We start from the raw sequence: 24,309 nt of genomic DNA, 5'->3' as shown, positions 1-24,309 counted from the left end.
CTCGCTGAACCACACCGACGGCGGATGCTTATGTCGCGCAGGAAACTCGAACAAACCGACGAGGCCAAAATCTTTTGGCCAGTCTTTTGTGTGTCTCCTCCGGACCCCAAAATGGGCGAAGCGTTCTGTCCAACTTCACGTCTCTTGTCGCTGCCGGATGAACCTAAAGAGTCCGGCCGCGTTGTGAAGCGTTGAAGCGGCAAACTCGGAGGAAGAGATGTCCACCAGTGGCACGACGCGCGGGCGCAACCAGGATCGGGTCAAGGTTGCCGGTAGGCAGGATCACGAGGTGCGCTATGAAGCCGGCAAGACCGACGCCAGCAAGGATGCTGTGAAGTCGGCGGTTAGGTCGATGGGCAACAGCCGCAAAAAGGTCGAGGATAAGCTGGGCAAGAAATAGAGACACGCCAACAATGCCGGCCACTCGCATTGCCACCTTCAACGTGAACGGCGTCAATGGTCGGCTGCCCGTACTTCTGAGATGGTTGGCTGAGACCCCCTGCGACATCGTCTGCCTGCAGGAACTGAAAACTTCCGACGAAAAGTTTCCGGCCGAAGCAATCCGCGCAGCGGGTTACAGCGCGATTTGGCATGGTGAGAAATCCTATAACGGCGTGGCCATCCTTGCGCGGGGTGCCGAACCGATGGAACGAAGGCGCGGCCTGCCCGGGGACATCGATGATACGCATAGCCGCTATATCGAGGCCGAGATAAACGGGTTGATCGTTGGATGCCTTTACCTGCCCAATGGTAATCCGGCGCCCGGCCCAAAGTTCGACTTCAAGCTGCGCTGGTTCGAACGCCTCATCAGCTATGCCAAGCCGCTGCTCGAAAAAGGCGCGCCCGTCGTGCTTTGCGGCGACTATAACGTGGTGCCGACCCCGATTGACGCAGTTGTTCCGAGCCGATGGCTACGTGATGCCGTCTATTTCCCGGAAAGCCGGGAAGCTTATGCCACGATGCTCGAGCAGGGCTGGATCGATGCCGTCAGGCGCATCCACCCTGAGAAAGGCACCTACACTTATTGGAATTTCTCCTATCGGGGCGGGTACGATCGGAGCTCCGGCCTGCGCATGGATCATCTGCTGGTGAGCCCATCGCTTGCCGGCCAGCTGAGAGGTGCCGGCGTAGACATCGATACTCGAGGATGGGAAAAGCCGAGCGACCACGCGCCGGCCTGGATAGAGCTCGATTGACCGAAGGCGGCAGAGGAAGGCTGTTTAGAGCCAAGAGGCTGCTCGCCATGGGGTTCGCCTTCCCGTTTCAAACTCAGCATGGGGACCGCTAGTGGGCGGCAAAAACAAGGACCCCCGATGTAGGCTCGGCCGAGACGCGACACGCTCCCAACAAGGAACGCGTGAGCTTATCAATCGTTGAATGCTTTTTCAGCGAGTGCGGACATGCACCTTTTCCAAATCCTTCTCCCGCGGGCCGACAATGCCGGCCAACCTTTCGCACGACACGATTTCGATCAGGTCAAGGAGGAACTCGCAGGCCGATTCAAAGGAGTTACGGCCTACTATCAGGCGCCCGCGGAGGGTCTATGGCGGCAAGGCGCGGAATCCCATAACGACGACATTGTCATCTTCGAGGTTATGGTGGAGGAAATCGACCTGGCGAATTGGCATGAGCGCCGCACGGAACTCGAACGACGTTTTCGGCAGGACAAGGTGATCATTCGCTATATGCCGATGGCCCTCGTCTAGGGTTGGCACATGCCTTCGACATCCATCCGCAAGAGCGAATACGACCCTGTGCTGAATTCTTTTCAGTGTGGTTTGTCGCGAGCCGAAAACGCTGCGGCTACGAGGCTGTGTCGCCGAAGGTCTATTCCCAAACGCTTGAGAAATGGACAAGCGACAAGCAGCGCAGTTGACATGAGCTGAGACTGAAAGTTCTGGAACAATTCGAACCTGAAGGCGGCATTCATGAGGTGCTGGCGAGCGACCGTACTTCTTCGCCGTGCCGAAGCGCCGCCAAGGAAGCCAGAGCGACCGGAACAGCTGGCAAATCCGCGCGTTGTCAATTCAAGGATGGGAAACCGGGAGCGTGCCGTGGGATTGTTTACGAAAGACATCAAGACCATCGACGATCTGTTCCTGCATGTCTTGCAGGATATCTATTATGCGGAGAAGCGGATTTTGAGGGCACTGCCTGACATGGCGGAAAAAGCGACGAATCGCGACCTGGCAGCTACTTTCAAAACGCACCTTGCGGAAACGGAAAAACACGTTCAACGCCTCGACCAGGCTTTCGAGCTGATCGGCGAAAAGCCCAAGGCAACGACCTGCCCTGCGATCGACGGCATCATCAAGGAAGCAAATGAGATAGCCGGCGAAGTTGCCGAGAAAAAAGTACTCGACGCGGCCTTGATAGCTGCGGCGCAAGCCGTCGAACACTACGAGATCACCCGTTACGGAACGTTGATCGCCTGGGCGCAGGACCGCGGCAACGAGGCCGTCGCACGGCTTCTCAATACCACCCTCAACGAGGAAAAGGCGGCCGACAAGAAGCTGACGACAATCGCCGAGCGAAAGGTCACCCAGAAGGCATCCAGGTGACGGCGGTGGCTGGCATGAACGCGCTTGGTGAACAAACCCGATCGCTATGGATGAAGGTCGACGTCTATCCCGATGCGCCGCGGTTCACCGGAAAGCAAAACTGCGACACCGTCATCATCGGATCGGGCGTCGCGGGGCTGTCAGTCGCCTACGAGCTTGCCAGCATCGGGCAAAAGGTGATTGTCCTCGATCGAGGATTGATCGCCGGCGGCATGACATCACGAACGACTGCACATCTGGCGCCGATTTGCGACGACGGTCTGAGCGCGCTGATCAACCTGCGCGGCCAAGAGACCGCAAGGCTATTCCAGGAAAGCCAAGAGGCAGCGGTTGCGCGCATCGAGCAGAACGTCGCTGAGTTAGGGTTCGATTGCAATTTCCGCAGGCTGGACGCATTCCTTTTTCCGGCGATGGGCGTCGACTTCAACGATGCCCGGGATCAGCGACAGGAAGAGTTGGATGCGGCCCGTAGAGTAGGGGCAGCGGCCGAGCTGGTGACAGGCGTGCCGCTTAAGGGTTTCGAGAACGCACCGGTCCTGCGCTATCCAAATCAGGCGACGTTCCATCCGCTGCGATATCTTCGCGGTTTGGCCGGAGTCATTCGTGAACAGGGCGGTCGTATCTTTGCGAATAGTCCGGTGCTTGCCGTCGAGGAATTGCCTGATGGTGGCGTGCGCGTCTCGACCGAAAATGGTGGCGCTGTTGAAGCGGCGACTGCCGTCGTTGCAACCAATTCCCCCATCAACGACCGCTTCAAGCTCCACACGAAGATGTCGCCTTATCGCACCTATGCAATGGCCTTCACCCTGCCGCGCGGCGATCTGCCGGACGCGCTTTTCTGGGATACGGCCGACCCCTATCACTATGTCCGTTTGAACCCCGGCCCCGGTTCGGTTGATTATCTGATCGCGGGAGGGGCCGATCACAAATCCGGCGAAGCCGACGACGGCGAGATCCGCTTCGAGGCGATCGAGGCCTGGATACGCCAACTCGTGCCAAGTTTGGCCAAAGAGGTCACGCGCTGGTCGGGGCAGGTTTTGGACACGATCGACTATTGCGCCTTCATCGGTTTAAATCCGGGCAGCTCTTCGGTCTATGTGGTCACTGGAGACTCCGGCCAGGGCATGACGCATGGCGCCCTCTCCGGTCTGCTCTTGAAGGATCTGATTTCGGGGGAGGAGAACCTATGGGCCGGGGTCTATGATCCTTCGCGCAAGACGCCCTCAGGCGTGATCAATTATGTTCGGGAAAACCTATCGGCGGTCAAAAATCTCGCAGGCTATCTGCTACCGGGCGATTTGGAGTCACTAGATGCGCTGGCGCCTGGTCAGGGCGGGATTGTTCGCGCCGGCGTGCGCAAAATCGCCGCCTGCCGCGACATGGCTAAAGAGCTGCATCTTCATTCCGCCGTCTGCACGCATTCCGGATGCGAAGTGGCCTGGAATTCCACCGAGCAGTGCTGGGACTGCTCCTGTCACGGTTCGCATTTCGCTCCCGACGGGACCGTACTCAACGGCCCTGCGGTCGCGCCCCTCCAACCAGTGGACTCGCCGGCTGGGCAGACGTGATGCCAATACTCGAAAGCGGAAAAGAGTTCGTCGAGAAGGTGACAGGCTGGCAGCGGCCCTCAAGCGACGATCTCGAGCGCCTGCTGCGATCACGCAAGGCGAACACGTTCCTTTTCAAGGATGATGGCATCATCCCCAATCATCCGTTCTGGCCTTTGGTCGTGTATCATGGCGTTGCGAAACTGCCTGCCAAGTACGATCCAGCTGCAATCTTTGAGGACCTCTTCGCACGCAACGGCTGGCAAAAGTCCTGGCGGAATGGCATCTACAACTATGTTCACTACCATTCCCGCATTCACGAAGTTCTCGGAGTAGCTCGCGGATCGGCCAAGGTGCAGTTCGGCGGCAAGCGCGGCCGCTCGCTGACGATGAAGGCGGGGGACATCGCTGTCCTGCCGGCAGGCACTGGCCACGAATGTCTGTATGCCGAAGACGACTTTCTGGTGGTCGGCGCCTATCCGCTGGACGGGATCTACGACGAATGCAAAGGCAAGGAGGACCATGCCCGGGCGGTCAAGGCCATTCCCAAAGTCGCGAAACCGCGGCAGGATCCCGTCTACGGTAGCAGCGGTCCGCTTTCCCATCTCTGGAGGGAGTCGCGCAAAGGGCGGGAAGCAAAATGAGCGCTTCCGCCCCATTTCTCCTGCCGATCGACACTGCTCCCATGGAAGCCAAACGTGCGGACGCCATTCCCGTAGAACAGGGTGTCTGGCAATATGAGCCTAAGTGGGATGGATTTCGGTGTCTGTCGTTCAAGGCCGGCAATGCGGTAGATATTCGCGCCAAGTCCGGAAAGCCGCTCGCCCGCTATTTTCCTGAGCTTGTCGATCACTTGTCCAACCTTCCGGCAGCGCAATTCGTCATCGACGGTGAGATTCTGATCGAACGCACCGGTAACTATTCCTTTGACGCCTTGCAGATGCGTCTGCATCCGGCCGAAAGCCGCATTCGCAAACTGGCGGTCGAGACGCCCGCCAAGCTGATGGTGTTCGATATGCTGGCCGATCCGACCGGGCAAGTTCTCACCGATCGACCGCTCTCCGGGAGACGTGCCGCGCTGGAGAGGTTGGTTCGGTCAATAGGCAGTGCGGACATACAACTTTCGCCCGCGACCTTGGATCTTATGCAGGCCAAAAAGTGGCTGCAGGACTCGGGCGGCAATACCGACGGCGTAATCGCCAAGCGGCTGGATGGGCCGTATCTTCCCGGCGAACGCGCCATGGTGAAGGTCAAGCGGATGCGGACGGCTGACTGTGTCGTAGGAGGCTTCCGCTATCTCGCCGACAGGCGCGAGGCCGGATCCCTCCTGCTCGGCCTCTATGACAAGGATGGCAGGCTCGATCATGTGGGCTTTACATCCACGATCTCCAATGACGAACGCACCGAACTGACCCATCGGTTGGAAGCATTGCGCGAACCGCCAGGCTTCACTGGCAAGGCACCGGGCGGGCCAAGCCGATGGAGCACGGAACGGAGTGGCGAATGGGAGCCCCTGCGCCCGGAGTTGGTCGTGGAGGTGCGCTTCGATCATGTAACGGGTGATCGCTTCCGGCATGGCACAAAGCTGCTGCGCTGGCGACCGGACAAGTCGCCCAGCCAATGCACATTTGACCAGTTCCGCTAAGACACGTCGGTTGGAGCATTGGCTTTGCTCTCCGTCAAGACGGGAAGAGGCCTTCAATGACCATGACCGCCGATCGTTTTCTAAAAGCATGAGAGCACGCCGACGCCTCTCTCGGTCGTCGGACAATGCATAGTGAAAGGTGTCGTGGGAATCGCACAAGAAGAAGGGTAAACGAAGCGACGACACTGAGGGATGACCGCTCGCCTGTTCGTGCGCCTACCGCCGACCATATTCGCGCGCCCACAGTGCCTTACTTTGGCGGAACGAATAACGATGCACTCCAACCCGCCGTTAAGATGAGCGATGCTTCAAACATTTGGGCGCCGTCGCCACCCCTAACCTTCACGGTAAGTTTGACCAGGTCACGGTCAGGCATTTCATCGCGCGCGACGTCATGCAGGATGCGCAAGGCCTCCGCTCGCGCGCGATCCGGCGACTCGAAAAGTTGGCCTTCCTCATCCAGAACCTGCCCGTCAGTGTTGTAAACATCGAAGAAATACCGGTTCATTGCGAGCTCACCGCACACGTCACCTGTAAATCTCCTCGACGAATCGAGGTTCCTTCGCTGCTGGCGCTTTGGGAGAAAATCCATCAGATTGTTACCACGATCCCTTTTGGAAATGGAGGTCGTACGCTGCCAGGGTGGTGGGGCCTCTCCGTCAATAAGCCTCGGGACTACAAGATGCTCGAACCTCATGCAGCTAGAGCAATACGATGTTGTCTCAGACGCCGAACGGGCTTTGCTTGCCGAAACGATTTCAATCGGACGTGATGTCGCCATTGGCCAGGATCTGGTGTCTGCGGGATCCCGTCCGAGTTATAGCACCCTTCTGGTGTGCTTTTTGCCGATCACAGTCGGCTACGAAAGATCACGGAGACAGCGCCTCACCTCACCCGGCTTCTCTGGTTGGACACGCTTGTCGACGGGGCGATCCATAGGGAATGGATCGTCGCTATGGGCCGACGGTTGAAGATCTCCCATCTGGCCCACCTGATTTGCGAACTGTACGTCCGGTTGAAGGTGGTGAATCGAACGACCGGTCTAAGTTTCCGTTTGCCGCTAACGCAGGCCGAACTCGCAGACGTGTTGGGACTATCGGTTGTTCATATGAACCGCATCGTGGGCGACCTTCGTAAGCTCGGCGCGGTCACTTGGGCGGATCAGTCGTTGACGATCATGACTGGGCGCGCCTTCAGGAGATCGCTGAATTCGATCCGACCTATCTCAGTATGGTGCGAGATCCGAGGTAGCTGCCGTAAGACTCACCAGACCCGGAGGGTAAGTGGCGTGGTGAAACCGTTAGCGCGCTAGCGCGGCGGCATGCCCGATCGGGGCTTCGCAGACTTGATATTGGTTGTCGCGGTCAGCAGCAACAAGCTCGTGATCGCCGGCAAGGCCGTCGACCACGAGGTCGAGGAATGCATTGCAGGCGGCGACCCGATTTACACCATCAGGAAGCAATAGCGAGAAGGTTTTGCCGTCGCCATATCTCGCACACAAGATAGGTCGTGAACCGCATCTGCCGCCCTTCACGCTGAGCTCAACCCATGCGTCTGTCGATGCTGCTGTCCTATCGGCCGCGCTGGCTGGAAGTCGGCGGCGGCTGCAACACTCACCCAGGATCGAGAGCAGCCGGTCAAACCCTTGCAGTTGGATCGTAGGCGATATCCCCAACCTTCGCGGCGCTCGCCACCAGCCGCTCTGTACAAGCACCGGATGGTCGAATGATCGGGTTTTCACCAGGGCCGAAATGGCATCAGCCAGTATCGTTCGACGCGGAGTAGCCGCCCTTGTGTCGAACACCCCGCATTCATAGTATCCGTCCTCGCGCATCATCATGGAATTCCAGTCAATAGCACCGAACATCGACCATGCGGTGATGGCCCGTACATCAACACCCTCAGCCACACATTCGCAGGCTGCCTCCCATCCCTCCAAGAACCACCGCAGCTGTTCCTCACGGGTGCAGCCATTGTGGACTTCACCGAGTACCACCGGCAGAGTATAGCGCCGCCACACTTCACGCAGACGCGAGGCAAATCCGAGTTCGCTCGCTGGCAGGCCGGCGCGGAAAGCGGCAATATCGACGTAGGGTTCGATGCCGTTGCCTCCTACCGGTTCCCGATGATGGCGCTGGACGCGATGATCAAGGAACCGATCGCTGGTGAGGTAGTAATCAACTCCAATAAGGTCCGGAGGGCAGGGCGCGGCCTCCAGCTCTTCAAGGTGGGTGTGATCGACACCAGCCCCTAGGAGGCGTTCATGGAAAGGATGGCAGGAACCGACACGCCCACAAAGCAGATCCAGCGAGAGCCATCGCCTGTCATTTTCATAATCAGCTTGGTACGCAAGCTCTTTCGTCGCAAATATCTTTCCGAAATCCTCTGTCTGCATAAGCCTGGCATCGGGGATGACCTTGCGGATGGCCGACATTGTCTTGACGATCGCGCGGCATTGGGCCACGACAAGTCGCAAGCAACTTGCCTCGTCCGCGCGGTGCGGGTGCCAGAGTCCATAAAGGCCGCTGAGGCGAGCGGTCACCATTGGCTCGTTGATCGGCGTGAAAGTCGTTATCCACGGGTACCGCCCTGCGAGCCGAGTGGCAAACGCCGCGAGGCGTTCGACAAAATCCGACGCTAGAATGGACGTCCAGGATGGCCCGCTTCCGTGGTGAATGAGGGCTGCCAGGGGACTGATGCCGAGTTCGCGCATGCGTTGAAACCGTTGGTCCAGCCAGCTCCAGTCATCCTTGCCCGCCACTGTCTCGACGTGTTCCCACAGCGCTGGGTATCGAACGGTTTTGATACCAAGAGAAGCAACGAGATCCAAATCCTCGATGCGTTTTGAATGCCCGGTTTCGAGGAGCTGATCGCGGATCACGTCGCCTACACGAACCACGCTGCATTCGATGCCGCCCCAGACCTCCACCACGGCTATCCCGCCGCCCCTTTGGCAAGAGATAGCGCCGAGGCCCCCGTTTTCTGAATACGATTGAACGCAGTCAGCGCCTGACCAATCACCTGGTCCATATTGTAGTACCGGTATGTTGCCAGCCGCCCGACGAAAATCGCATCGGTCTGCTGAGCAGCTAGTGCCTCATATCGCTTGTAGAGCACTTCATTCTCCGGCCGTGGAACCGGATAGTATGGATCGCCCTCATTCGTCGGGTATTCGTAGGTCAGGCTGGTTTGAGGATGTCGCTGGCCCGTCATATGCTTGTATTCCGTGATCCTTGTGAAGGCTTCGGTCTGCGGATAGTTGACGACGGCCACCGGTTGAAACTGTGGCCGGTCCAGCGTGACGTGCTCGAAGCGCAAAGATCGATACGGCAATTTCCCCAGCCTGAAATCGAAAAATTCATCGATCGGACCGGTATAGATGAGGCGCCGATGGGGGATGACGTGTCGGACTTGGCGGTAGTCCGACTGCAGCATCACCTTGATATTCGGGTGAGCCAGCATCTTCTGGAACATGCGTGTGTATCCACCCGCCGGCATGCTCTGGAACTTGTCGGAGAAATAGCGGTCGTCGCGATTGGTTCGTGTCGGCACGCGCGCCGTTACTGATTTGCTCAACTGCGATGGGTCGACCCCCCATTGCTTTCGCGTGTACCCTTGGAAAAACTTCTCATAAAGTTCCCGTCCCACGGTGCCCACGACCACGTCCTCGGCGGTGCGGACCTCCTCAACGCTCTCCCTGCGTTCGGCCAGAAACTGCTCCATTTGCTGAGAGGTGAGGTCTAGGCCGTAGAGACGATTGATTGTGTCGAGGTTGATTGGGATTGGCACAAGCTGACCGTCTACCTGGGCCAGAACGCGGTGCTCATAAGGACGCCACGCGGTAAACTGAGACAGGTAGGCCACGATGGCTTCTGCATTTGTGTGGAAAATGTGAGGCCCATAGCGATGGACAAGAATGCCGGCTTCATCATACCAATCAAAAGCGTTGCCGCCCATGTGAGCGCGACGATCGACGACCAGCACTGTATCTCCACGCTGACTGGCGAGGCGTTCTGCCAAAACGCTTCCTGCGAAGCCTGCGCCGACGACGAGCCAGTCAAACATGGTCGACCAGCCGGCTAGACGTGGCATGGCGCGAAATCTTCGCGGGTGTCAGGAAGTCATGCATGGCTTTCCAGGTCGAGTCCCACGACATCCCCGAGAGGAATGCGTCCACCTTCGTCATTCCAACGGGCCCTTCGCGCAGAGCGGTCCGGAGCGCTGATGGCATCGAGCTAGCGTCAGCGATCTTCACCAGTCCGCGACGGCCATAGGTTTGCACGACATCGGCTATGGCTGTCGAAACCACGGGCAGCCCCCCGGCAAGGAACTCAGGGGTCTTCGTGGGACTGATGTACCGTGTGGCGGCGTTCAAGGCGAAAGGCATCCATCCCACATCCCAACCGGCCATATATTCAGGCAGTTCGGCATACCGCTTGGCGCCCAGCCAATGAATGTTTGGGCCGGTCGGCAGCGTGGCCGGGTCGATCTTCACCACCGGACCAATGGTGACGAACTCGACGTTTGGCATCGCTGCGGCGGTTCGAGCCATCAGGTCGATATCAAACCTCTCGTCGATGACACCGAAGAAGCCCACGCGCGGATGCGCAATGGATTGCTGGTCGGCAGGGTCTGTCTGAGGGCGGCGCGCCTGATGGAAGTGCGCCGTGTCAATGCCGCTTGGAAAGGCATGGACGGATGGATGCCGGCCGCGCTTGGCCTCATAAAGGCTCATGCCGCCGGTGAACACGACGTCGGCCTTGATGAACAGTTGCTGCTCGAGCCGCTCGAGTTCGGGCGGTGCGTTCTTAAAGGCAGAGAGTTCATCCATGCAGTCGTAGACGCAGACATCCTCGTGCAGCGCGGCCGTGAACTTCAGGGCCATGGGGGTGTAATACCAAGTTACCAACTGGTCATGCTCGATCTCGGAAACCAGTCTGTCCAACAAGATGGCGAGGGTTTTGTCGGTATCAATTGCGGACTGGCGGTTCTGGAGGACGGGCGTCACGACTTCCAAGCCGCAGGCAACCGACCTGCGGCGCAACAGTGGTCTCTGGACGGGCTCGAACACAGGCTCCTCGAAGAAGACGACGGTGTAGTGGGCTGCGGCGCGCGTCATCAAATGCTGGGGGCGTTGAAAAACGAAATCCCAGCGCAAGTGGGAGAAGCATAGCAGAAGCGGGTGCTCGAATGGCGCAAGCGGGGGGTTGGATACGCTCTGATCCATTGCAACGATCCGTATTAGGGTTGGCTTATGGTGGATCAAGCTCCGTCTGAAGCTCGGGTTCCACGCCGACGACATAATTTTGTTTCCGGACCGGGACGCCGAAGAAACCACGATTTCTTTTTACGTCTGGAACGGCCATCGCCTCCGCAAGTTGTCGGCGGGGAGACGCAAATGATTGTCGATGCACACCTTCATACGTCCGGCCGCGAAACGACAGCGGACGTGCTCAAATCACTTGACGATGCGGGGGTTGATGCCGCCTTCTTGCTGGCGCCGTTCCTGACAGCGCCTTATTCCCTTGATGACCGCGAATCGTTGCGCGCCGGCAACCGCTACCTGTCAGGCCTGATCGAAGGCCACTCCGATCGGCTGGTCGGGTTCGCCGTTGTCAATCCACTCCATCCACAATCCGCCCACGATCTGGAGGAGGCAGCTGCACTTCCCGGTATTCGCGCGTTGAAGATGGTTCCGACCGGTTGGTACCCCTATGACGAGTGCGCTCATCGTGTCTACGCGGTCGCTGCAAAGCTCAATTTCCCGATCTTGTTCCACAGTGGAATTTTCATTGACGGTCGATCCGGACGGTTTTGCCGCCCCTCTTTCTACGAAGCAGTTCGTGATCATCCCGGCCTTCGAGTGACCTTGGCTCATCTGGGCTGGCCATGGTGTGACGAAGCCAATGCAGTTGGCGTTATAGATCGGATAAATGGAGTCGACCCGGCCGCGAGCCAGTTTCGCTTCGACCTCTCATTCGGGCCACCTCCGATCTACCGCTACGAGGTATTTTGCAAGGCAATCGACGTGATCGGCCCGCGCTCCCTGCAATTCGGCAGCGATCGCTTCCTGCCCTGCAGTGGTGCTCATATTCGCGCGGCAATAGACGAGGTTGCGACAGTGCTCGATCAGCTAGACGTCGCGATCGAGGACCGAAATGAGATCATGGCGGGGACTGCAATGGACTGGCTAAGGCTACGCCCAGCACAAGGAGGAAAGTGATGGCCCGGACACCGCGTGTGTTGCCAGGCGGCCAGACTGATGAGCGCACGCACATACTAGAGGTCTTGGGAAACGCTATAGTCGGCGGCATGGAAAATTACGTGCGCAACCTGGCTGCAAACCTCCCATCGCACGAGTTCAAGGTCTCTCTCCTGTGTCCATTTGAGAGCCCTTATACCGTGTTGTTACGATCCGAAGGGAGAGACGTCTATATTGCCCCGCTGCGCGACGATCCGCCTTGGCGGACAGTCGAGCTGATTTGCACATTGGTCCGCGAAACTGGGGTTGATCTGCTCCACGCTCACCTGATGAATGCACATACCGTCGCGGCAATGGCCGGGCGCCTTTGCGGGACGCCAACCGTAGCCACGTTGCATGGCATGAGCCTTCATCCGCAGGAAATCAGTGTGGCGCGCACAACCGGGAGCCACACCATTGTGGTGTGCCGTGAAGCTTGGTCACAGGCACTTGCTGTAGGGTTGGCGCCTGAACGCGTAAGCCTTGTTCCCAACGGCGTCGACCTCGCAACGTATCATCCGATGTCCGCTGAGCCGGCGGAGTTCCGCCGAACAATCGACGTCGGTCCTGCCGATCTGCTGGTTGGTTTCGTTGGCAGGCTTGCCTGGGAAAAAGGCCCCGACAAGTTCCTCAAGGCAGCCGAGTACATTCTGCAAAGGCGTCCCGACGTGCATTTCGCAATGGTTGGCACCGGCTTAATGGAGAAGGATCTCGTCGCTACCATACGACGCGCGGGGCTGGAGTCGCGCATTCATATGATTGGGCTTGCGCGCGAACCACATCGGATTTATCCGGCGCTTGATTTGCTGTTGCATACATCGCGCGCCGACGCGATGCCGCTCACCATCCTGGAGGCCATGGCGTCGGGTGTGCCGGTCGTGGCGATCGGCGTCGGCGGCGTTCCGGAAATCGTCGCCACAGGCGAGACCGGAATTCTTGTGGGCACCACCGAGTGGCCCGGTATTGTTTCGGAATATCCCGGCGACTGGGAGGGCGTGGCCTTGGCGGCGCTCGCCCTCTTGTCCAACTCGGCCAAGCTGAAGTCGATGGCTGGTGCGAGCGTGAGGCGTGCGCAAGCATGCTTCGACATCCGCCAGTCGGCGATCATGACCAGTCAGATTTTCCGGCAGTTGATCGGATCCCGTCCCGACAAGGCTCGCCTCCACTCCGTTCCCTGAGCTCGGTGACGGGTCATGATTCTTTGGTGGCCCTGATCCCAGTAATCACAGGATACAGGGGATCAACGACGTCAAGGCTTGCGCGGTCGATCTCCTCAAACGCGAGTCCCTGAAGGAAGGCCGTGGCTGCAAGTACGTTGCCGAATTGCTGCACTTCCACTGCTGAGGTGCCGAACCGTTCCTCGAACAAGCGTCGCGCGGCACTCTGGGTCATCGCCCAGAACCATTTCTCTGGGCCATCATAAGCGTCGATCGACGTAATGCCTGGCACCGTCGCCAGCACAACGCCGCCCGCTGCCAAGGCGCGATGGATCGTGGCCAGCGCGCTATGCACGTCGTAAATCATATGCAGCGTCTGGGTCACGATCAAGCAGTCGAAACGGCCGGCCTCTACGGCGTCTTGGTTCTGGAGATCAAAGCGGACTGTAGCATGTGGATTGGCACTTTGCGGGGAGTCGATAATGTCTGTCCGCTCGACCCGTTCGGCGCCATAACGGAGGGTGTAGACATTGTCGCCGATCTCCGCAACACGTCCCCTAATGTCTTTTGCATGACGCTGCAGAAAGCTTTCTATATAGTAGCGATCCAGTGGCGTGCCGCGGTCGCCACCGAACTTCCGGCTCAGCGGTTCCACCTCGCCAAGGTCTCCGAAGACCACCTTACCAGGCAAGGGTACTGCTCGCATGGGCTTCAAACCTCAAGGCCGCCGCGCGGCGAGATTAGCGGCTCGGCCTTTGCCGAACAGTTACCCACGTCGTTGAGATTGACCGTTGGATTTCTTTCTCGCTGCCGTCGCATTTTGGCCCGTCGGGGCTTCGCTTTTCGCGTCCTTAGAGTGCGCTGCCAAGGCCGGGCCCGCGCCTGTAGCCTTACGCATGTCGCCGCCACGCGTTTCCGGTTGTCCATTCTTCCCCAACAGACCTGAAAAATATTTGCCAAAGAATCCCATTTTTTTGCCCTCGCTAGGTTTATCTCCGTCCGATACGAATTTGCGTGCGGACGATTTGTTCCCCTCGACTGACAAGAGTGCGTAGGATTTCGGCCCAGGGTTGCTCGTCGCGGGGTCAGTGGAGCACATACGGCCTGATCTCCGGTTGGCGGCGCTTCCCGACCTGTTGACCTGTCCGTTGTCTGCGTGCGATTGGCCATGCTGTTGGGATGAAAGTGTGGAACGTTCCGAAGAGAGCGACGTTGGCGAGGATCAAGGTGAGGACACGTCGGCATGGTGATGTTCACCGAAAGGAAGGTTCGGCGCATAGCCGAGAACGGATTGCTTTCGACTGACGAGAAGCTCGAGCAGTTGCTTGCAATTGACCCTTGGCTTTCCACAGGGGAGCCCCGTCGGCAGACTACTTCGGCCGCAAGGACTCTCGTTGCGAAGCTTTTTCTTTTGAAAGGTCAGAAACCGCACCTAATTCGCGCGTCGTTCCGTCAGCGTGGCTGACTTCCCCAAATGGCAGCCGCCCTGTTTAATGTCCCGGGGCAGGGGATTGATGAAGTCGCCGCTGACACGCAATCATCCAAGAAGGATCGAATGGAGCCTGGTTAGCCTTTGCGTCTTGGCCGAGAATTGCTCGCATATACGATCAGTTTTTGAGCGCTGCGGACGGTTTGAGCTAAGGCTGGCTTCTGCTTCCGCTTAGCCTCAATTCTCTCAGCCGCGCGGTCTTGGCCTCTCTGGCTTGCCGTTCCGCCTCGATCAGTTTGCGTGCTTCGCGATCAGCTCTCTCAAATTTCTCCTTATCAATGTGCCGTCGCTGCAAGGTATGGCTTAAGACTGGGCTAGCCCACTCGCGAACTTCATCGTAGCTATCGATTGACATAATCGCTGGCTCCAACACTCATATACGGGTGAAATCCGCGAGCTCCAGGCGTCGTCGCTGACGTTCCGCGTAGGCCAAAGCGGAGCGCTCGATCTCGAAGGATCGGATCCGCTGCTGATCTTCCTCCACCACCCGGACATGCCACTCGCCGCAGGCGTCGATCAACTCAACACAGGGCAGATTTTTCGCGGGTTGTTCCATCGCAACTGTCCTTATCTGTAGATGACACTTCGCTAACCCTAAGGTCGCCAGATACGGCCGCCATTAACAAATGTTGGTACGGACTCGTACCCAAGCGCGTTTCTCATCCTGGAAATGCCCTTAGCCATTGCTGGTTGTTTGGGCGCAGGCGGTTGAGAGATGGCGGTGCTGATGCCCTTGCCCCCAAATTGAGGCCAAGGGCATGCCCCAGCTTCAACAATCGGCAGTTTCCCAATAGTCGGCTTGCATCCCTGTCGGCGGACGATTTTGCACTGTTGCAGCCACACCTTGAGAGGGCCACGATAGAGGGTGCGGGACCTTTTATTTCGCGCCGATTTCGCCATGGAGCGCAGCCCGACAATGCGCGCGCTCTTCCTGCGCTTCGTGCATACCTTCATCGTGCAAGTCAGTCAGACTGCTTATGCCAATGCTGGTTACTCGCTCGAGGAACGGCTCGCACGCTGGCTGCTCAGATCCTCCATCGACTTGATCTCCTTGTAAAAAATCCCATCGAGCTCTCCTTGGCGTGCATTGGTCGGGTACAGATTGGGTGCGGTGATGGTACGTGCCAAACGCGCGGCAACCGGGCTGTTCCACCAGGACGCCGTAAAGGCCTTGGCCATGCCCGGCTAAGGCGGCCGGCAATCCTTTCGGTTTTTGTGCGCGGCCGCATGAGTCCCAATCTGGGTGCTTATGTTTGCTCGCTAACCAACCCTACGGCGCTTACGGAACAAAGCGTTATTCCCGGCGTTGCGGCAACGGCAAGCAAGGCTATGGAGGCATCATCGTGAAAGACCGTGACTTACTTCGAGATCCCCGTAAGCAGTACCCAGCTCCTCCCTTTCCAGAGCAGCCGCAGATCGCGCCTGGCCTTGCCGGAATGATGGATCCGGTACCAGACCACGGTGAGGAGAGCTATCGCGGCTCCGCCAGGCTTACGGGCCGCAAGGCGCTGGTGACGGGAGGGGATTCCGGAATAGGTCGGGCGGTGGCTATCGCCTTTGCGCGCGAAGGAGCCGATGTGGCCATATCCTACCTTGCCGAGGAGGAGGCGGATGCCAGGGAAGTCATCGCCCTTATCGAATCCGCTGGCCGGAGGGCCCTAGCGCTGCCCGGCGACATAATGGAGGAAGCTTGGTGTCAGGAATTGGTGCAGAAGGCTGTCTTCGCCTTCGGTGGCCTGGACATCCTTGTGATCAATGCCGGGCGGCAGCAGTATCGTGAGGGCCTTGATGAGTTGACGACGGACGATTTCGACAAGACAATGAAGACGAACCTGTACGCCCTTCACTGGATCGCTCAGGCAGCTGCGCCACATTTGCCCGCCGGCGCCTCTATCATCACAACGGCGTCACTCCAAGCCTATGAGCCTTCCGCGATTCTGCTCGACTATGCCACGACCAAAGCCGGCATCGTCGCTTACACGAAGGCGCTCGCCAAGCAGTTGATCAAGCGAGGTGTTCGGGCTAACGCCGTGGCTCCGGGACCCGTATGGACCGTCCTGCAGCCAAGTGGCGGACAACCGGATGAGAAGGTCAGGCATTTCGGCGAAGACAGCGATTTCGGCCGTCCTGGACAGCCCGTCGAGCTCGCGCCGGTCTATGTGCTGCTGGCCTCGCAGGAGGCTAGTTTCATCAATGGCGAAGTTTATGGCGTCACCGGCGGCAAGGGAGTCGCCTAACCCTATTCATCAAGCTTCGCACGAGCCTTAAGGATTATGAGGCGCATTGCATACCAGTTTGCTGTCGCAATCCTACTGACCGCAGGGGATGCTGCAACGGTGGCTTTGTCGATAACCGCGGCGTTCAACACGATCCGCGATTTGAGGCGAGGGGCGACATGACCCGCGGCAAGCTGTCATTCGCGGCCGGCGACTGAGCCTCCTGCCGCAACCCCCGGACAATACGATCGCCTGAAACTTGGAGGTGGCTTGGCGCTCGCCTCGCCATTCGGCACCTTTCGACCGCCCAACATCTCGCCGAATCCTGTTGACGGTATATGCAGATGGAGCGCTGCCGATCTAGCAACTGCCCTGATCGGTGGGGTCTCTCCCAGACGCAATCACTATTACCCGTCTTTCTTCACCGGGATGACCGTCGCTGATGTCAACGATGTTTACGCCTATCTCATGACGCTCCCCAGGTCTCTGGGCGCGCGCCGCCGCATGATCCAGCACTACTGTTCAGAATTCGCCGGTTCGTGGGATCTTGGAAGCTCCGGTGGGCCGGTCGGCTGCGAATGACGGCATAACCCAGATTGATCGCGGCGCTTCCCTCGTCGAGATCGTTTCACATTGCGCGGAGTGCCACTCCAGCCGAAATGCGTTTGGGGCATCGACCCCCAGGGCACCGGGTTTGTGCCCAACATCGTGCAAGAACGATTGGGCGCGTGGACTGAGACCGACGTTGCCACGATGCTTACAACCGGGGTGACGTCCAACCACGGTCGGGTGGGGTCATCCATGGTTGACGTCGTCACAAACAGTGCCATGCTGCCTGACAGCGATCGCAAAGCGATCGCGCATTACATCACAGCGCAATCCCGGTCGGCACCCCACACCCATAGTCTGACTGGGCATAGAGGTAATCAACCCTCGGCAAGCGCGCGATATCTTGGACGACACGATCTTAAATGCCTACGAATACGCCGGCACCAAACGTGTGTTGCGCAGGGGCAAGTCCATGGCAAAATGAAAGCCTTCGGAAGGATATTCGATTTTGAGATTGGCGTTGCACTGCACGGCGACGACCTTTTCCAACAAGGTCGTTCCGAAACCGCGGCGCTTCGGCGGCTGCACACTTGGGCCGCCGTGCTCAAGCCAATCTAGATGAACAATGGCCGAATCACCTTCGGAAGAAATCGACCAGTGAATCTCGAGCCTTCCTTGGGGGACGGACAGGGCCCCATATTTCGACGAGTTCGAGGCCAGCTCGTGAAACGCCATACCGACCGGAATGGCAAGATCTGCAACGAGAGCCACATCAGGGCCATCCAACCGGATCCGTGTGGCATCCTTCGTGTCATAGTGGCGAAGTTCGGCTTCGAGCAACTTATGCAATGGGGCAGTTTGCCAGTAATCATCCGTCAAAATGCTATGAGTATCGGCCAAGGACACGATCCGGGCTGAAAAATCCCGAACGAAGTCCTCAACACTTTCGCTTGATCTGACGGTCGCATTCATCATCGCACGCACGTTGGCGAGCGTGTTCTTTACCCTATGATGGAGTTCGCGGATCAACAGTCTTTGGCGCTCGGCAACGTCTTTCATTTGCTCGATCAGGGTCTTCACTTCAAGTTGACGCGCGCGAGCGCGCAAAGCTGAGCGCACAGAGTTGGTGAGACTGGACGCCAGAAACGGTCGCTCCAAGACAACAGTGTGACGGTCAAGGAATGCAAGACGGCTGTCGAATTCCGAGCCACGCCTGGTGAGGAGCACTATCGGGAAATCAGACCATGCCGGCTGTCTCTCAAGCCATGCCGCGAAGTCAGACCTATCAGAGGCTAGCAACGCCTCTTCCGCAACGATAAGACACTGCGCACGCTCGAATTTGGCAATCGCCTCAGTTAACGTAGAGCAGATAACAGGCACGATCCCGCCAGAGATCAAGATCGATGCGGCAACCTTCGCATCACGCCCGGTCGGCGCCAGAATGAGAACTTCCGAGGGGGGCTGCATCACTGAGAGTTATCGTCAAGAAGGTCGGTTTGCTTACCCACGTACGAGGGGATGCCCGTGAGGATGCCCTGAAACCCGTCCAGTGGTTCACCCACGACCAGCCCTGACGAAGCAATTTGGAATTCTCGAATCGTGTCTTCGTGGGGGCCTACCCTCCGCTTCACCACGGAAATTGCTCTTCGCAGACGACCGCCGCTTTCGAAGAACCGCAGCAACATGACGCAGTCGCAGAGGTATGTCATGTCGACCGGGACCGACATCTGTCCGATAAGACCATGATTGGCCAGTAGAAGAATGGTAACCACACCTTTCTGGTTCAGATAGGTCAGTATTTCATGCATCTGAAGCACGAGGTGCTGTTCTTCGGACAGGGCGTTCAGATATCCGGTCAGGCTGTCGACGACAACCATTCGAGCGTTGGATTTGTCTACGGCCGCCTGTATCCGCGAGGACAGCTCGCCGGGCGAAAGTTCTGCAGGCTCGACCTTTTCAACAATCAGGAGGCCCTCATCCAAGAAGGGTTGCAACTCGAGCCCCAAACCGGCAGCACGAGTCAGAAAAATCCGTTTCGTCTCGTCGAACAGCAGAACCAGCACACTTTCGCCACGCAGGAGTGCAGCCCGGCAAAAGGTCGACGCCATTGTCGACTTCCCAACCCCGGAGGGCCCGATCAGCAACGTACTGGTGCCGCGCGACAACCCGCCACCCAAGAGAATGTCGACAGCACTTCCACTCAGCGCAGGCCCGCCGCTAGGCTCACCCGGTTCATGATCGCCGGCAACCAGGCGGGGAAAAACCGTCACACCACCGGGCCTAATGACGAAGTCATGAAAACCGCCGCGAATTTGAACGCCGCGCATTTTTATGACACGCAAACGGCGCCGCTCGCCCCCATAAGTCGGAGCCAATTGCTCCATTCTGATCACGCCGTGGCTTATCGAATGCAGGTTGAGGTCGTCATGTTCGGCAGTAAGGTCATCAAGCAGCAGGACAGTTGCGTTGTTCAGCAGAAAAAAGCTCTTCAGTGCTAGAACTTGCCGGCGGTAACGCAGCGACCCCTGCGACAGCAAGCGTATTTCCGATAGGGAGTCGAACACCACCCGCTCGGGTTTCAAACGTTCCATTTCGGCTAGAGCGGACTGAACCGTCTCACCCAGCTCCAGATCAGAGGAATGCACGAGCGTCTGCAACTGGGCTGGATCTAGGCTAAGTTCGGGAGGAACAAGCTCGAGGATATGGATCCCGTCCAACGCGATACCATGTCTCGCCGCAACGGATAGCAGTTCCCGCTTGCTCTCAGACAGGGTGATATAAAGGCACTTTTCGCCCCCAGCCGCGCCGGCTACTAGAAACTGCAGCCCCAAAGTGGTTTTACCGGAACCTGGTCTGCCCTCGATCAGATGAGATCGATATTTCGCGTATCCTCCTCGAAGGACAAAATCGAGCCCTTGGACCCCGGACGAAATTGGAGACGCGTCATCGCTACGCAAGGTGCCCTCTTCAACAATGTTGCAACTCGAAAACGGCTTGGTTTTCCATTGGTTCCGTCAACGCGCGTCAGGGGCCCAACAGTGCGGACGAGATTGCAAGCAGCTGCGCTTCGTATCCATGCGAAGGGCAACTCGGCCCTCACCGCACGCTAACGCTTCCTGCTAGCGCGCTTGGCTGTCAGTCTTCGTCACTGCAGGCTAGAGGTGCGACTGCGAGTGGCCAGTTTGCAAAGGAACCTCCCGACCTTTTACCGAAGAAGACGCAACACGGTGTCTCCTAGTCCGTCCGCGTGGACCACGTGTCAACCCGAAGCTCGCCGCTATTGCCGGCGAAGGGCGACGGCATCCGATCGACGTGCGCATTTTCACGCGCCACGGTCATGACTGGTGCAACAACACTGATTGACCGGTAAGGCGTCCAACCTCGGGAGGTGCCAAGTGAGCAGAAGTCATCGTAAGATTGGAGACGCAGTTTCGCCGCTCTCGGTATGCGTGACGGAACGGCTGCTGCCGATTTCAATGCCTGTAGAAGGCACGTGACCGGTTGCAACATCGATAAGCGTTCGGAGTTCTCGGCTGTGAACTCAAGCTCGTATTTATAGGCGGAGCGGTCGGGGTAAATCCCGCTTGTATCAATCGACAAAACGACACAAGCCTCCGCTTTCCCCGGCCTAACGTCTTCGGCCAATAGCGATCGATGAAAAATTGTGCAAGATGAGCTTTCCCGTTTCGCAAGCCTAACTCGGATTTGCATGCTAACCTCCCAGTTAACAACACAAGTCAAAAAACATCCGATTTGCATTCGCGTTCCCCCCATCGCCGTTTCGTCCGATTCCGTACCAATGGATGGCGCCGACCGGCAAGGTCACACCCTGCATTGAATTGATCGAAGCTGCGGCGAATGGTTTGTCCGCGCGGTTGAGGAAGACCAGGAACTTACCCGCTCATTTTGCCCGAGAATGGTATGCCTTGGTCTTTACGGAAAGCCAGCGCATTCACCTGCATCTCGATAAGGCTGTGCGCCTTTAGGACTTCTTTAGCATACGCGCTTCGCGCAAAAGCGAGGACCAATTGTGCACTCCAGGAAGCTGACTGGCTCCGATGCGAAGGTGCGTACGAATTCGTACCCAATTCCCTATTCGACCCAAGGAAGTCACATTCGCCATTGCCTGGGACTGGGCTTGGGGGGATAAATGCCGATTGCTTGCTGACTGTCCGGGCGCAAGCGACTGAGAGATGCGTGTGCTCTTGCCCCTAAACGGAGGCTAGGAGCATGGCTCAGCTTCAGCAGTCGATCATTCGCAACCGTCTGCTGGCGTCTCTGTCGCTTGATGACTTTGCGGTGGTGCAGCCGCATCTGGAGGCGGTGCCGTTGGAGGTGCGCCATCATCTGTTCAAAGCCGATCAAAAGATCGCGCATGTGACCTTCCCCGAATCCGGGGTCGCCTCGATCGTTGCCGATACGGGGGAAGGCCGATTCGAGGTTGGCATGGTCGGATCGGAGGGTCTGGTGGGCGTCCCCATCGTGCTCAGCGTGGACCGGTCGCCGCATACCTGCCTGGTACAGGCTATGGGCGAAGCATTCCGCATTGGAGCCGGCGAGCTACAAGATGCGATGGACCACAGTTCCACGCTGCGCGCGCTGCTTCTGCGCTTCGTGCACACCTTCATCGTGCAGGTCAGCCAGACGGCCTATGCCAACGCCGGCTATTCCCTCGAGGAGCGACTGGCGCGCTGGCTGCTGATGACGCATGACCGACTGGAGCGGGACGACATGCCCATTACGCACGAATTCATGGGGGTTATGCTGGGCACGCGTCGCCCCGGCGTGACCCTTGCGGTGCAGATGCTGGAGGGCGTCGGCGCGATCAGGGCCACGCGTGGTCACATCACGCTGAGGGATCGCGAGAAGCTGGAACAGCTCGCTGGACAGTCCTATGGCTTTGCCGAGAAAGAATACTCCAACGTGTTCCAGTTCCCGATCAAGCGGGGCGGATGAGGGTGGCCTTGCGCTACTTCATGAACATGCGCTACCGCGGTCGGCTGATACCCGACTATGAAGGCGATGAACTTCCAAACGAGGAGGCCGTGCGCGGTCACGCGCTCGCCACAGCTAGCGACCTGATCTTCCGCACCCGCATGGACACAATCCGCAGCTGGTTCGATTGCAGTTTCGAGGTCACCGACGAGAGCGGGAGAGTCGTCCTGGCGATGCCATTCGATGAGGTGATCCCTGAGTCTCTGGGATCAGCCTGACTGTCCCGGAAGACCAATGGAAATGCCCCTCGGTGCTGTTCACCGCCGAATGTTCGAAATCATACGAAGCCTTGAAGGCTGCAGGAATCCCCGTCTAAATTCTCGCATCAGGTTCAGGGAGGAATCTCGATGACCCACGCGTTTCACGCTCTCACGGTCGAGAGGGCGGCTGAAGCCTATGTTCGTTCCAGAGGCAAGGCCCGGTTTCTATCCATCGAGCAGGCGATCCGCGCCATTCGTACGTTGATGCCGAAATGCAAAGCCACCGACCACGAGTTGGAGGAATTGCTGGCGGAAACATGCATTGCTCACGGCGTGCCGGTCGCTTTCGCATGGCGCTTTCGATCCGAAAAAGGCGCGCATCGATATTGACCCGGTGGAGGACAAACGGCACACGCCACATGTCAGGGAATAGTATCGTTGGACTTCTGGCAGGCATTTGCTAGCGCCCGGAGAATTCCTCATCGAGAATGCGCAAGGCTTCTTCGTATCTGGCTGTCGAGGCTCCAATTTGCCGTGACTGCCAGATGTTGTCTTCGAGGTCAGCGCGTTTTACCGGCAGCGCCAGCGGATTCGATGCAGCCCGCCGCACGAACGTGAAATAGTCCTCGCCGTCTCTGCGCGACATGGCATCGACCGCGGAAGCAATCGACGGTCCAAACCCGGTCGCTTCCAGCTTGGCTCGTGACCAGCCTTCGCCTTTTTCCAGGACATCATGCAGATAGGCGACGACCTTCTGATCCATCGTCTCGACAGCATCGACGACACGACGGCAATGCTCGATATAGGGCCGCCCGGTCTTGTCGCGCTGCGCTGCGTGAACCTCTTCCGCAATCTTGGCCGCTCGATAGAAAATGCTCATCGTCGCTGTCCCGGCCGCTTGTCGAAATGCTGATAAATTGCAGACATAGGAACTTCTTGTGAGTTCATCTCCAAGTCACTGCCGTGGCCATTGTTCCTTGCCTCAACGATTTCCTCGGATCGTCCTTCGCTTTACCGATGCGCTCTATCAGCGGATGGCATCGGATCCATGAGGCGGAAACGTCGATGGCTGGTGTCGGTTCCTGAAGCGACAAGGAACGAGTGCCGGCACGGGACGTTCTGATCCATGCCTTCGACGACGAGGAAAAGCTCATGAAAAATTCCGACCGGGTACGGACTTCCTGATGTCGATGCGGGGTTTGGCATACGGGCCTCTGGGCGACCGCTGCATGCATGTCTGTGTTGACATGCAGGGGCTGTTTGCCGAGCCGTCGCAGTGGGCCACTCCCTGGATCACTCGCGTGCTCCCTCGCATCGAAAGCCTGGTCGAAAGGAAGGCGCAACAGACGGTCTTCACGCGCTTCCTGCCTGCCCAGAAGCCGGGGCAGGGTGTCGGCACATGGAAGCGCTATTATGAGCATTGGGCCACGATGACGATCGAAAGTATCGGCGACGAAATGGTCGACCTGTTGCCGGCATTGGCCGCTTACTGCCCGCCGGCGGCAGTCATCAACAAACACATCTACTCGCCCTGGTTTGAGGGCCGGCTCAGGGCTTTTCTGGCGGAGCGCGACATCGATACGCTGGTCATCACTGGCGGCGAAACCGACGTATGCGTTCTGGCCACGGTGCTCGGAGCAATCGATTTCGGTTATCGCGTGGTCCTCGTCACGGACGCGCTGTGCAGTTCTTCCGACGCGACGCATGAC

The 24,309-nt window shown here is 58.3% G+C and carries 25 protein-coding genes and 1 pseudogene; 17 read left to right on the top strand and 9 right to left on the bottom strand.

Going from position 1 to position 24,309, the window contains the following annotated elements:
- The first annotated feature begins 217 nt into the window (after positions 1-217).
- The 7 genes from AC1D1N_RS28945 (at position 218) to AC1D1N_RS28915 (ending at position 5,753) form a co-directional block, all read left to right on the top strand.
- Entirely contained in the window at positions 218-400 is a 183-nt protein-coding gene (locus AC1D1N_RS28945; RefSeq protein WP_352590581.1) for a DUF3606 domain-containing protein, read from the top strand.
- Between the two features lie 13 nt (positions 401-413).
- On the top strand, positions 414-1,196 hold the full coding sequence (gene xth, locus AC1D1N_RS28940; protein ID WP_477352652.1) for an exodeoxyribonuclease III: 783 nt from the start codon (positions 414-416) through the stop codon (positions 1,194-1,196).
- 204 nt (positions 1,197-1,400) lie between these two features.
- Positions 1,401-1,706, top strand: coding sequence for a hypothetical protein (locus AC1D1N_RS28935; protein WP_436258486.1), 306 nt, complete (start codon positions 1,401-1,403; stop codon positions 1,704-1,706).
- 348 nt (positions 1,707-2,054) lie between these two features.
- A complete protein-coding gene (locus AC1D1N_RS28930; protein WP_352590590.1) occupies positions 2,055-2,561 on the top strand; it encodes a YciE/YciF ferroxidase family protein in 507 nt (168 codons plus the stop codon).
- A gap of 14 nt (positions 2,562-2,575) precedes the next feature.
- Positions 2,576-4,129, top strand: a complete 1,554-nt coding sequence (locus AC1D1N_RS28925) for an FAD-dependent oxidoreductase (protein WP_477352650.1) — start codon at positions 2,576-2,578, stop codon at positions 4,127-4,129.
- Complete coding sequence (locus tag AC1D1N_RS28920; protein WP_477352648.1) at positions 4,129-4,752, top strand: cupin; 624 nt, start codon at positions 4,129-4,131, stop codon at positions 4,750-4,752. Before AC1D1N_RS28925 ends, AC1D1N_RS28920 begins: the two co-directional genes overlap by 1 nt.
- On the top strand, positions 4,749-5,753 hold the full coding sequence (locus AC1D1N_RS28915) for an ATP-dependent DNA ligase (protein WP_477352646.1): 1,005 nt from the start codon (positions 4,749-4,751) through the stop codon (positions 5,751-5,753). Before AC1D1N_RS28920 ends, AC1D1N_RS28915 begins: the two co-directional genes overlap by 4 nt.
- A gap of 250 nt (positions 5,754-6,003) precedes the next feature.
- Here the strand turns inward: AC1D1N_RS28915 and AC1D1N_RS28910 are convergent, their stop codons facing one another.
- Entirely contained in the window at positions 6,004-6,261 is a 258-nt protein-coding gene (locus AC1D1N_RS28910) for a DUF6894 family protein (protein ID WP_436258490.1), read from the bottom strand.
- 187 nt (positions 6,262-6,448) lie between these two features.
- On the opposite strand from AC1D1N_RS28910, the pseudogene AC1D1N_RS28905 reads away from it, so the two are divergent.
- Positions 6,449-7,004: pseudogene (locus tag AC1D1N_RS28905) on the top strand (Crp/Fnr family transcriptional regulator).
- A 49-nt stretch (positions 7,005-7,053) separates the two neighbouring features.
- On the opposite strand, the gene AC1D1N_RS28900 reads toward AC1D1N_RS28905, so the two are convergent.
- From AC1D1N_RS28900 to AC1D1N_RS28890, 3 genes are read right to left on the bottom strand one after another with little or no spacing between them, the layout of a single operon-like run.
- Positions 7,054-8,682 carry a glycoside hydrolase family 1 protein gene (locus AC1D1N_RS28900; RefSeq protein WP_436258491.1) on the bottom strand — a complete coding sequence of 543 codons (1,629 nt, stop codon included), beginning with the start codon at positions 8,680-8,682 and terminating at the stop codon, positions 7,054-7,056.
- Between the two features lie 5 nt (positions 8,683-8,687).
- Positions 8,688-9,818 carry a UDP-galactopyranose mutase gene (glf, locus tag AC1D1N_RS28895; RefSeq protein ID WP_477352644.1) on the bottom strand — a complete coding sequence of 377 codons (1,131 nt, stop codon included), beginning with the start codon at positions 9,816-9,818 and terminating at the stop codon, positions 8,688-8,690.
- The gene (locus tag AC1D1N_RS28890; RefSeq protein ID WP_477352642.1) at positions 9,811-10,980 is read right to left on the bottom strand and encodes a glycosyltransferase; all 1,170 of its coding nucleotides are present in this window, start codon (positions 10,978-10,980) and stop codon (positions 9,811-9,813) included. The genes glf and AC1D1N_RS28890 overlap by 8 nt, the downstream gene beginning before the upstream one ends.
- Before the next feature lie 171 nt (positions 10,981-11,151).
- Here AC1D1N_RS28890 and AC1D1N_RS28885 point away from each other — a divergent pair, with 171 nt between their 5' ends.
- Both AC1D1N_RS28885 and AC1D1N_RS28880 read left to right on the top strand, forming a co-directional pair.
- Positions 11,152-11,976 (top strand): amidohydrolase family protein, encoded by an 825-nt coding sequence (locus AC1D1N_RS28885; protein ID WP_436258494.1) that lies wholly within the window; start codon positions 11,152-11,154, stop codon positions 11,974-11,976.
- Positions 11,976-13,172 carry a glycosyltransferase family 4 protein gene (locus AC1D1N_RS28880; protein WP_477352640.1) on the top strand — a complete coding sequence of 399 codons (1,197 nt, stop codon included), beginning with the start codon at positions 11,976-11,978 and terminating at the stop codon, positions 13,170-13,172. The genes AC1D1N_RS28885 and AC1D1N_RS28880 overlap by 1 nt, the downstream gene beginning before the upstream one ends.
- 13 nt (positions 13,173-13,185) lie before the next feature.
- Here the strand turns inward: AC1D1N_RS28880 and AC1D1N_RS28875 are convergent, their stop codons facing one another.
- Both AC1D1N_RS28875 and AC1D1N_RS28870 read right to left on the bottom strand, forming a co-directional pair.
- Entirely contained in the window at positions 13,186-13,806 is a 621-nt protein-coding gene (locus AC1D1N_RS28875; protein ID WP_436258496.1) for a methyltransferase domain-containing protein, read from the bottom strand.
- 1,207 nt (positions 13,807-15,013) lie between these two features.
- Positions 15,014-15,196 carry a hypothetical protein gene (locus AC1D1N_RS28870; RefSeq protein WP_352590623.1) on the bottom strand — a complete coding sequence of 61 codons (183 nt, stop codon included), beginning with the start codon at positions 15,194-15,196 and terminating at the stop codon, positions 15,014-15,016.
- A 360-nt stretch (positions 15,197-15,556) separates the two neighbouring features.
- Between AC1D1N_RS28870 and AC1D1N_RS28865 the strand changes: the two genes are divergently transcribed.
- The 3 genes from AC1D1N_RS28865 to AC1D1N_RS28855 all read left to right on the top strand — a co-directional run bounded on the left by AC1D1N_RS28865 (position 15,557) and on the right by AC1D1N_RS28855 (position 17,438).
- Positions 15,557-15,697 carry a hypothetical protein gene (locus tag AC1D1N_RS28865; RefSeq protein ID WP_352590626.1) on the top strand — a complete coding sequence of 47 codons (141 nt, stop codon included), beginning with the start codon at positions 15,557-15,559 and terminating at the stop codon, positions 15,695-15,697.
- Positions 15,698-15,983: 286 nt separating this feature from the next.
- Complete coding sequence (locus AC1D1N_RS28860; protein WP_477352637.1) at positions 15,984-16,877, top strand: SDR family oxidoreductase; 894 nt, start codon at positions 15,984-15,986, stop codon at positions 16,875-16,877.
- 249 nt (positions 16,878-17,126) lie between these two features.
- Positions 17,127-17,438, top strand: a complete 312-nt coding sequence (locus AC1D1N_RS28855) for a hypothetical protein (protein ID WP_436258497.1) — start codon at positions 17,127-17,129, stop codon at positions 17,436-17,438.
- A gap of 393 nt (positions 17,439-17,831) precedes the next feature.
- Here AC1D1N_RS28855 and AC1D1N_RS28850 read toward each other — a convergent pair whose 3' ends face one another.
- Both AC1D1N_RS28850 and AC1D1N_RS28845 read right to left on the bottom strand, forming a co-directional pair.
- Complete coding sequence (locus tag AC1D1N_RS28850) at positions 17,832-18,872, bottom strand: sensor histidine kinase (protein WP_352590722.1); 1,041 nt, start codon at positions 18,870-18,872, stop codon at positions 17,832-17,834.
- Positions 18,872-20,362 (bottom strand): ATPase domain-containing protein, encoded by a 1,491-nt coding sequence (locus AC1D1N_RS28845; protein WP_436258498.1) that lies wholly within the window; start codon positions 20,360-20,362, stop codon positions 18,872-18,874. The genes AC1D1N_RS28850 and AC1D1N_RS28845 overlap by 1 nt, the downstream gene beginning before the upstream one ends.
- A 1,273-nt stretch (positions 20,363-21,635) precedes the next feature.
- On the opposite strand from AC1D1N_RS28845, the gene AC1D1N_RS28840 reads away from it, so the two are divergent.
- The 3 genes from AC1D1N_RS28840 (at position 21,636) to AC1D1N_RS28830 (ending at position 22,990) form a co-directional block, all read left to right on the top strand.
- Positions 21,636-22,361 (top strand): Crp/Fnr family transcriptional regulator, encoded by a 726-nt coding sequence (locus AC1D1N_RS28840; protein ID WP_436258500.1) that lies wholly within the window; start codon positions 21,636-21,638, stop codon positions 22,359-22,361.
- 8 nt (positions 22,362-22,369) lie between these two features.
- Positions 22,370-22,618: a DUF6894 family protein gene (locus tag AC1D1N_RS28835; RefSeq protein ID WP_436258501.1), complete on the top strand. Its 249-nt coding sequence runs from the start codon at positions 22,370-22,372 to the stop codon at positions 22,616-22,618.
- Positions 22,619-22,747: 129 nt separating this feature from the next.
- The gene (locus tag AC1D1N_RS28830; RefSeq protein ID WP_477352634.1) at positions 22,748-22,990 is read left to right on the top strand and encodes a hypothetical protein; all 243 of its coding nucleotides are present in this window, start codon (positions 22,748-22,750) and stop codon (positions 22,988-22,990) included.
- Between the two features lie 70 nt (positions 22,991-23,060).
- Here the strand turns inward: AC1D1N_RS28830 and AC1D1N_RS28825 are convergent, their stop codons facing one another.
- Positions 23,061-23,480 (bottom strand): HD domain-containing protein, encoded by a 420-nt coding sequence (locus AC1D1N_RS28825; RefSeq protein ID WP_352590642.1) that lies wholly within the window; start codon positions 23,478-23,480, stop codon positions 23,061-23,063.
- Positions 23,481-23,784: 304 nt separating this feature from the next.
- Between AC1D1N_RS28825 and AC1D1N_RS28820 the strand changes: the two genes are divergently transcribed.
- Positions 23,785-24,309 (top strand): cysteine hydrolase family protein (locus AC1D1N_RS28820; RefSeq protein WP_477352632.1); only part of this gene is annotated, 525 nt, incomplete at its 3' end.

The organism is Mesorhizobium sp. P2_B5, from assembly GCF_056404775.1.
Note: the sequence above shows the minus strand (reverse complement) of the source record. Positions and strands in the feature narration are given on the sequence as shown.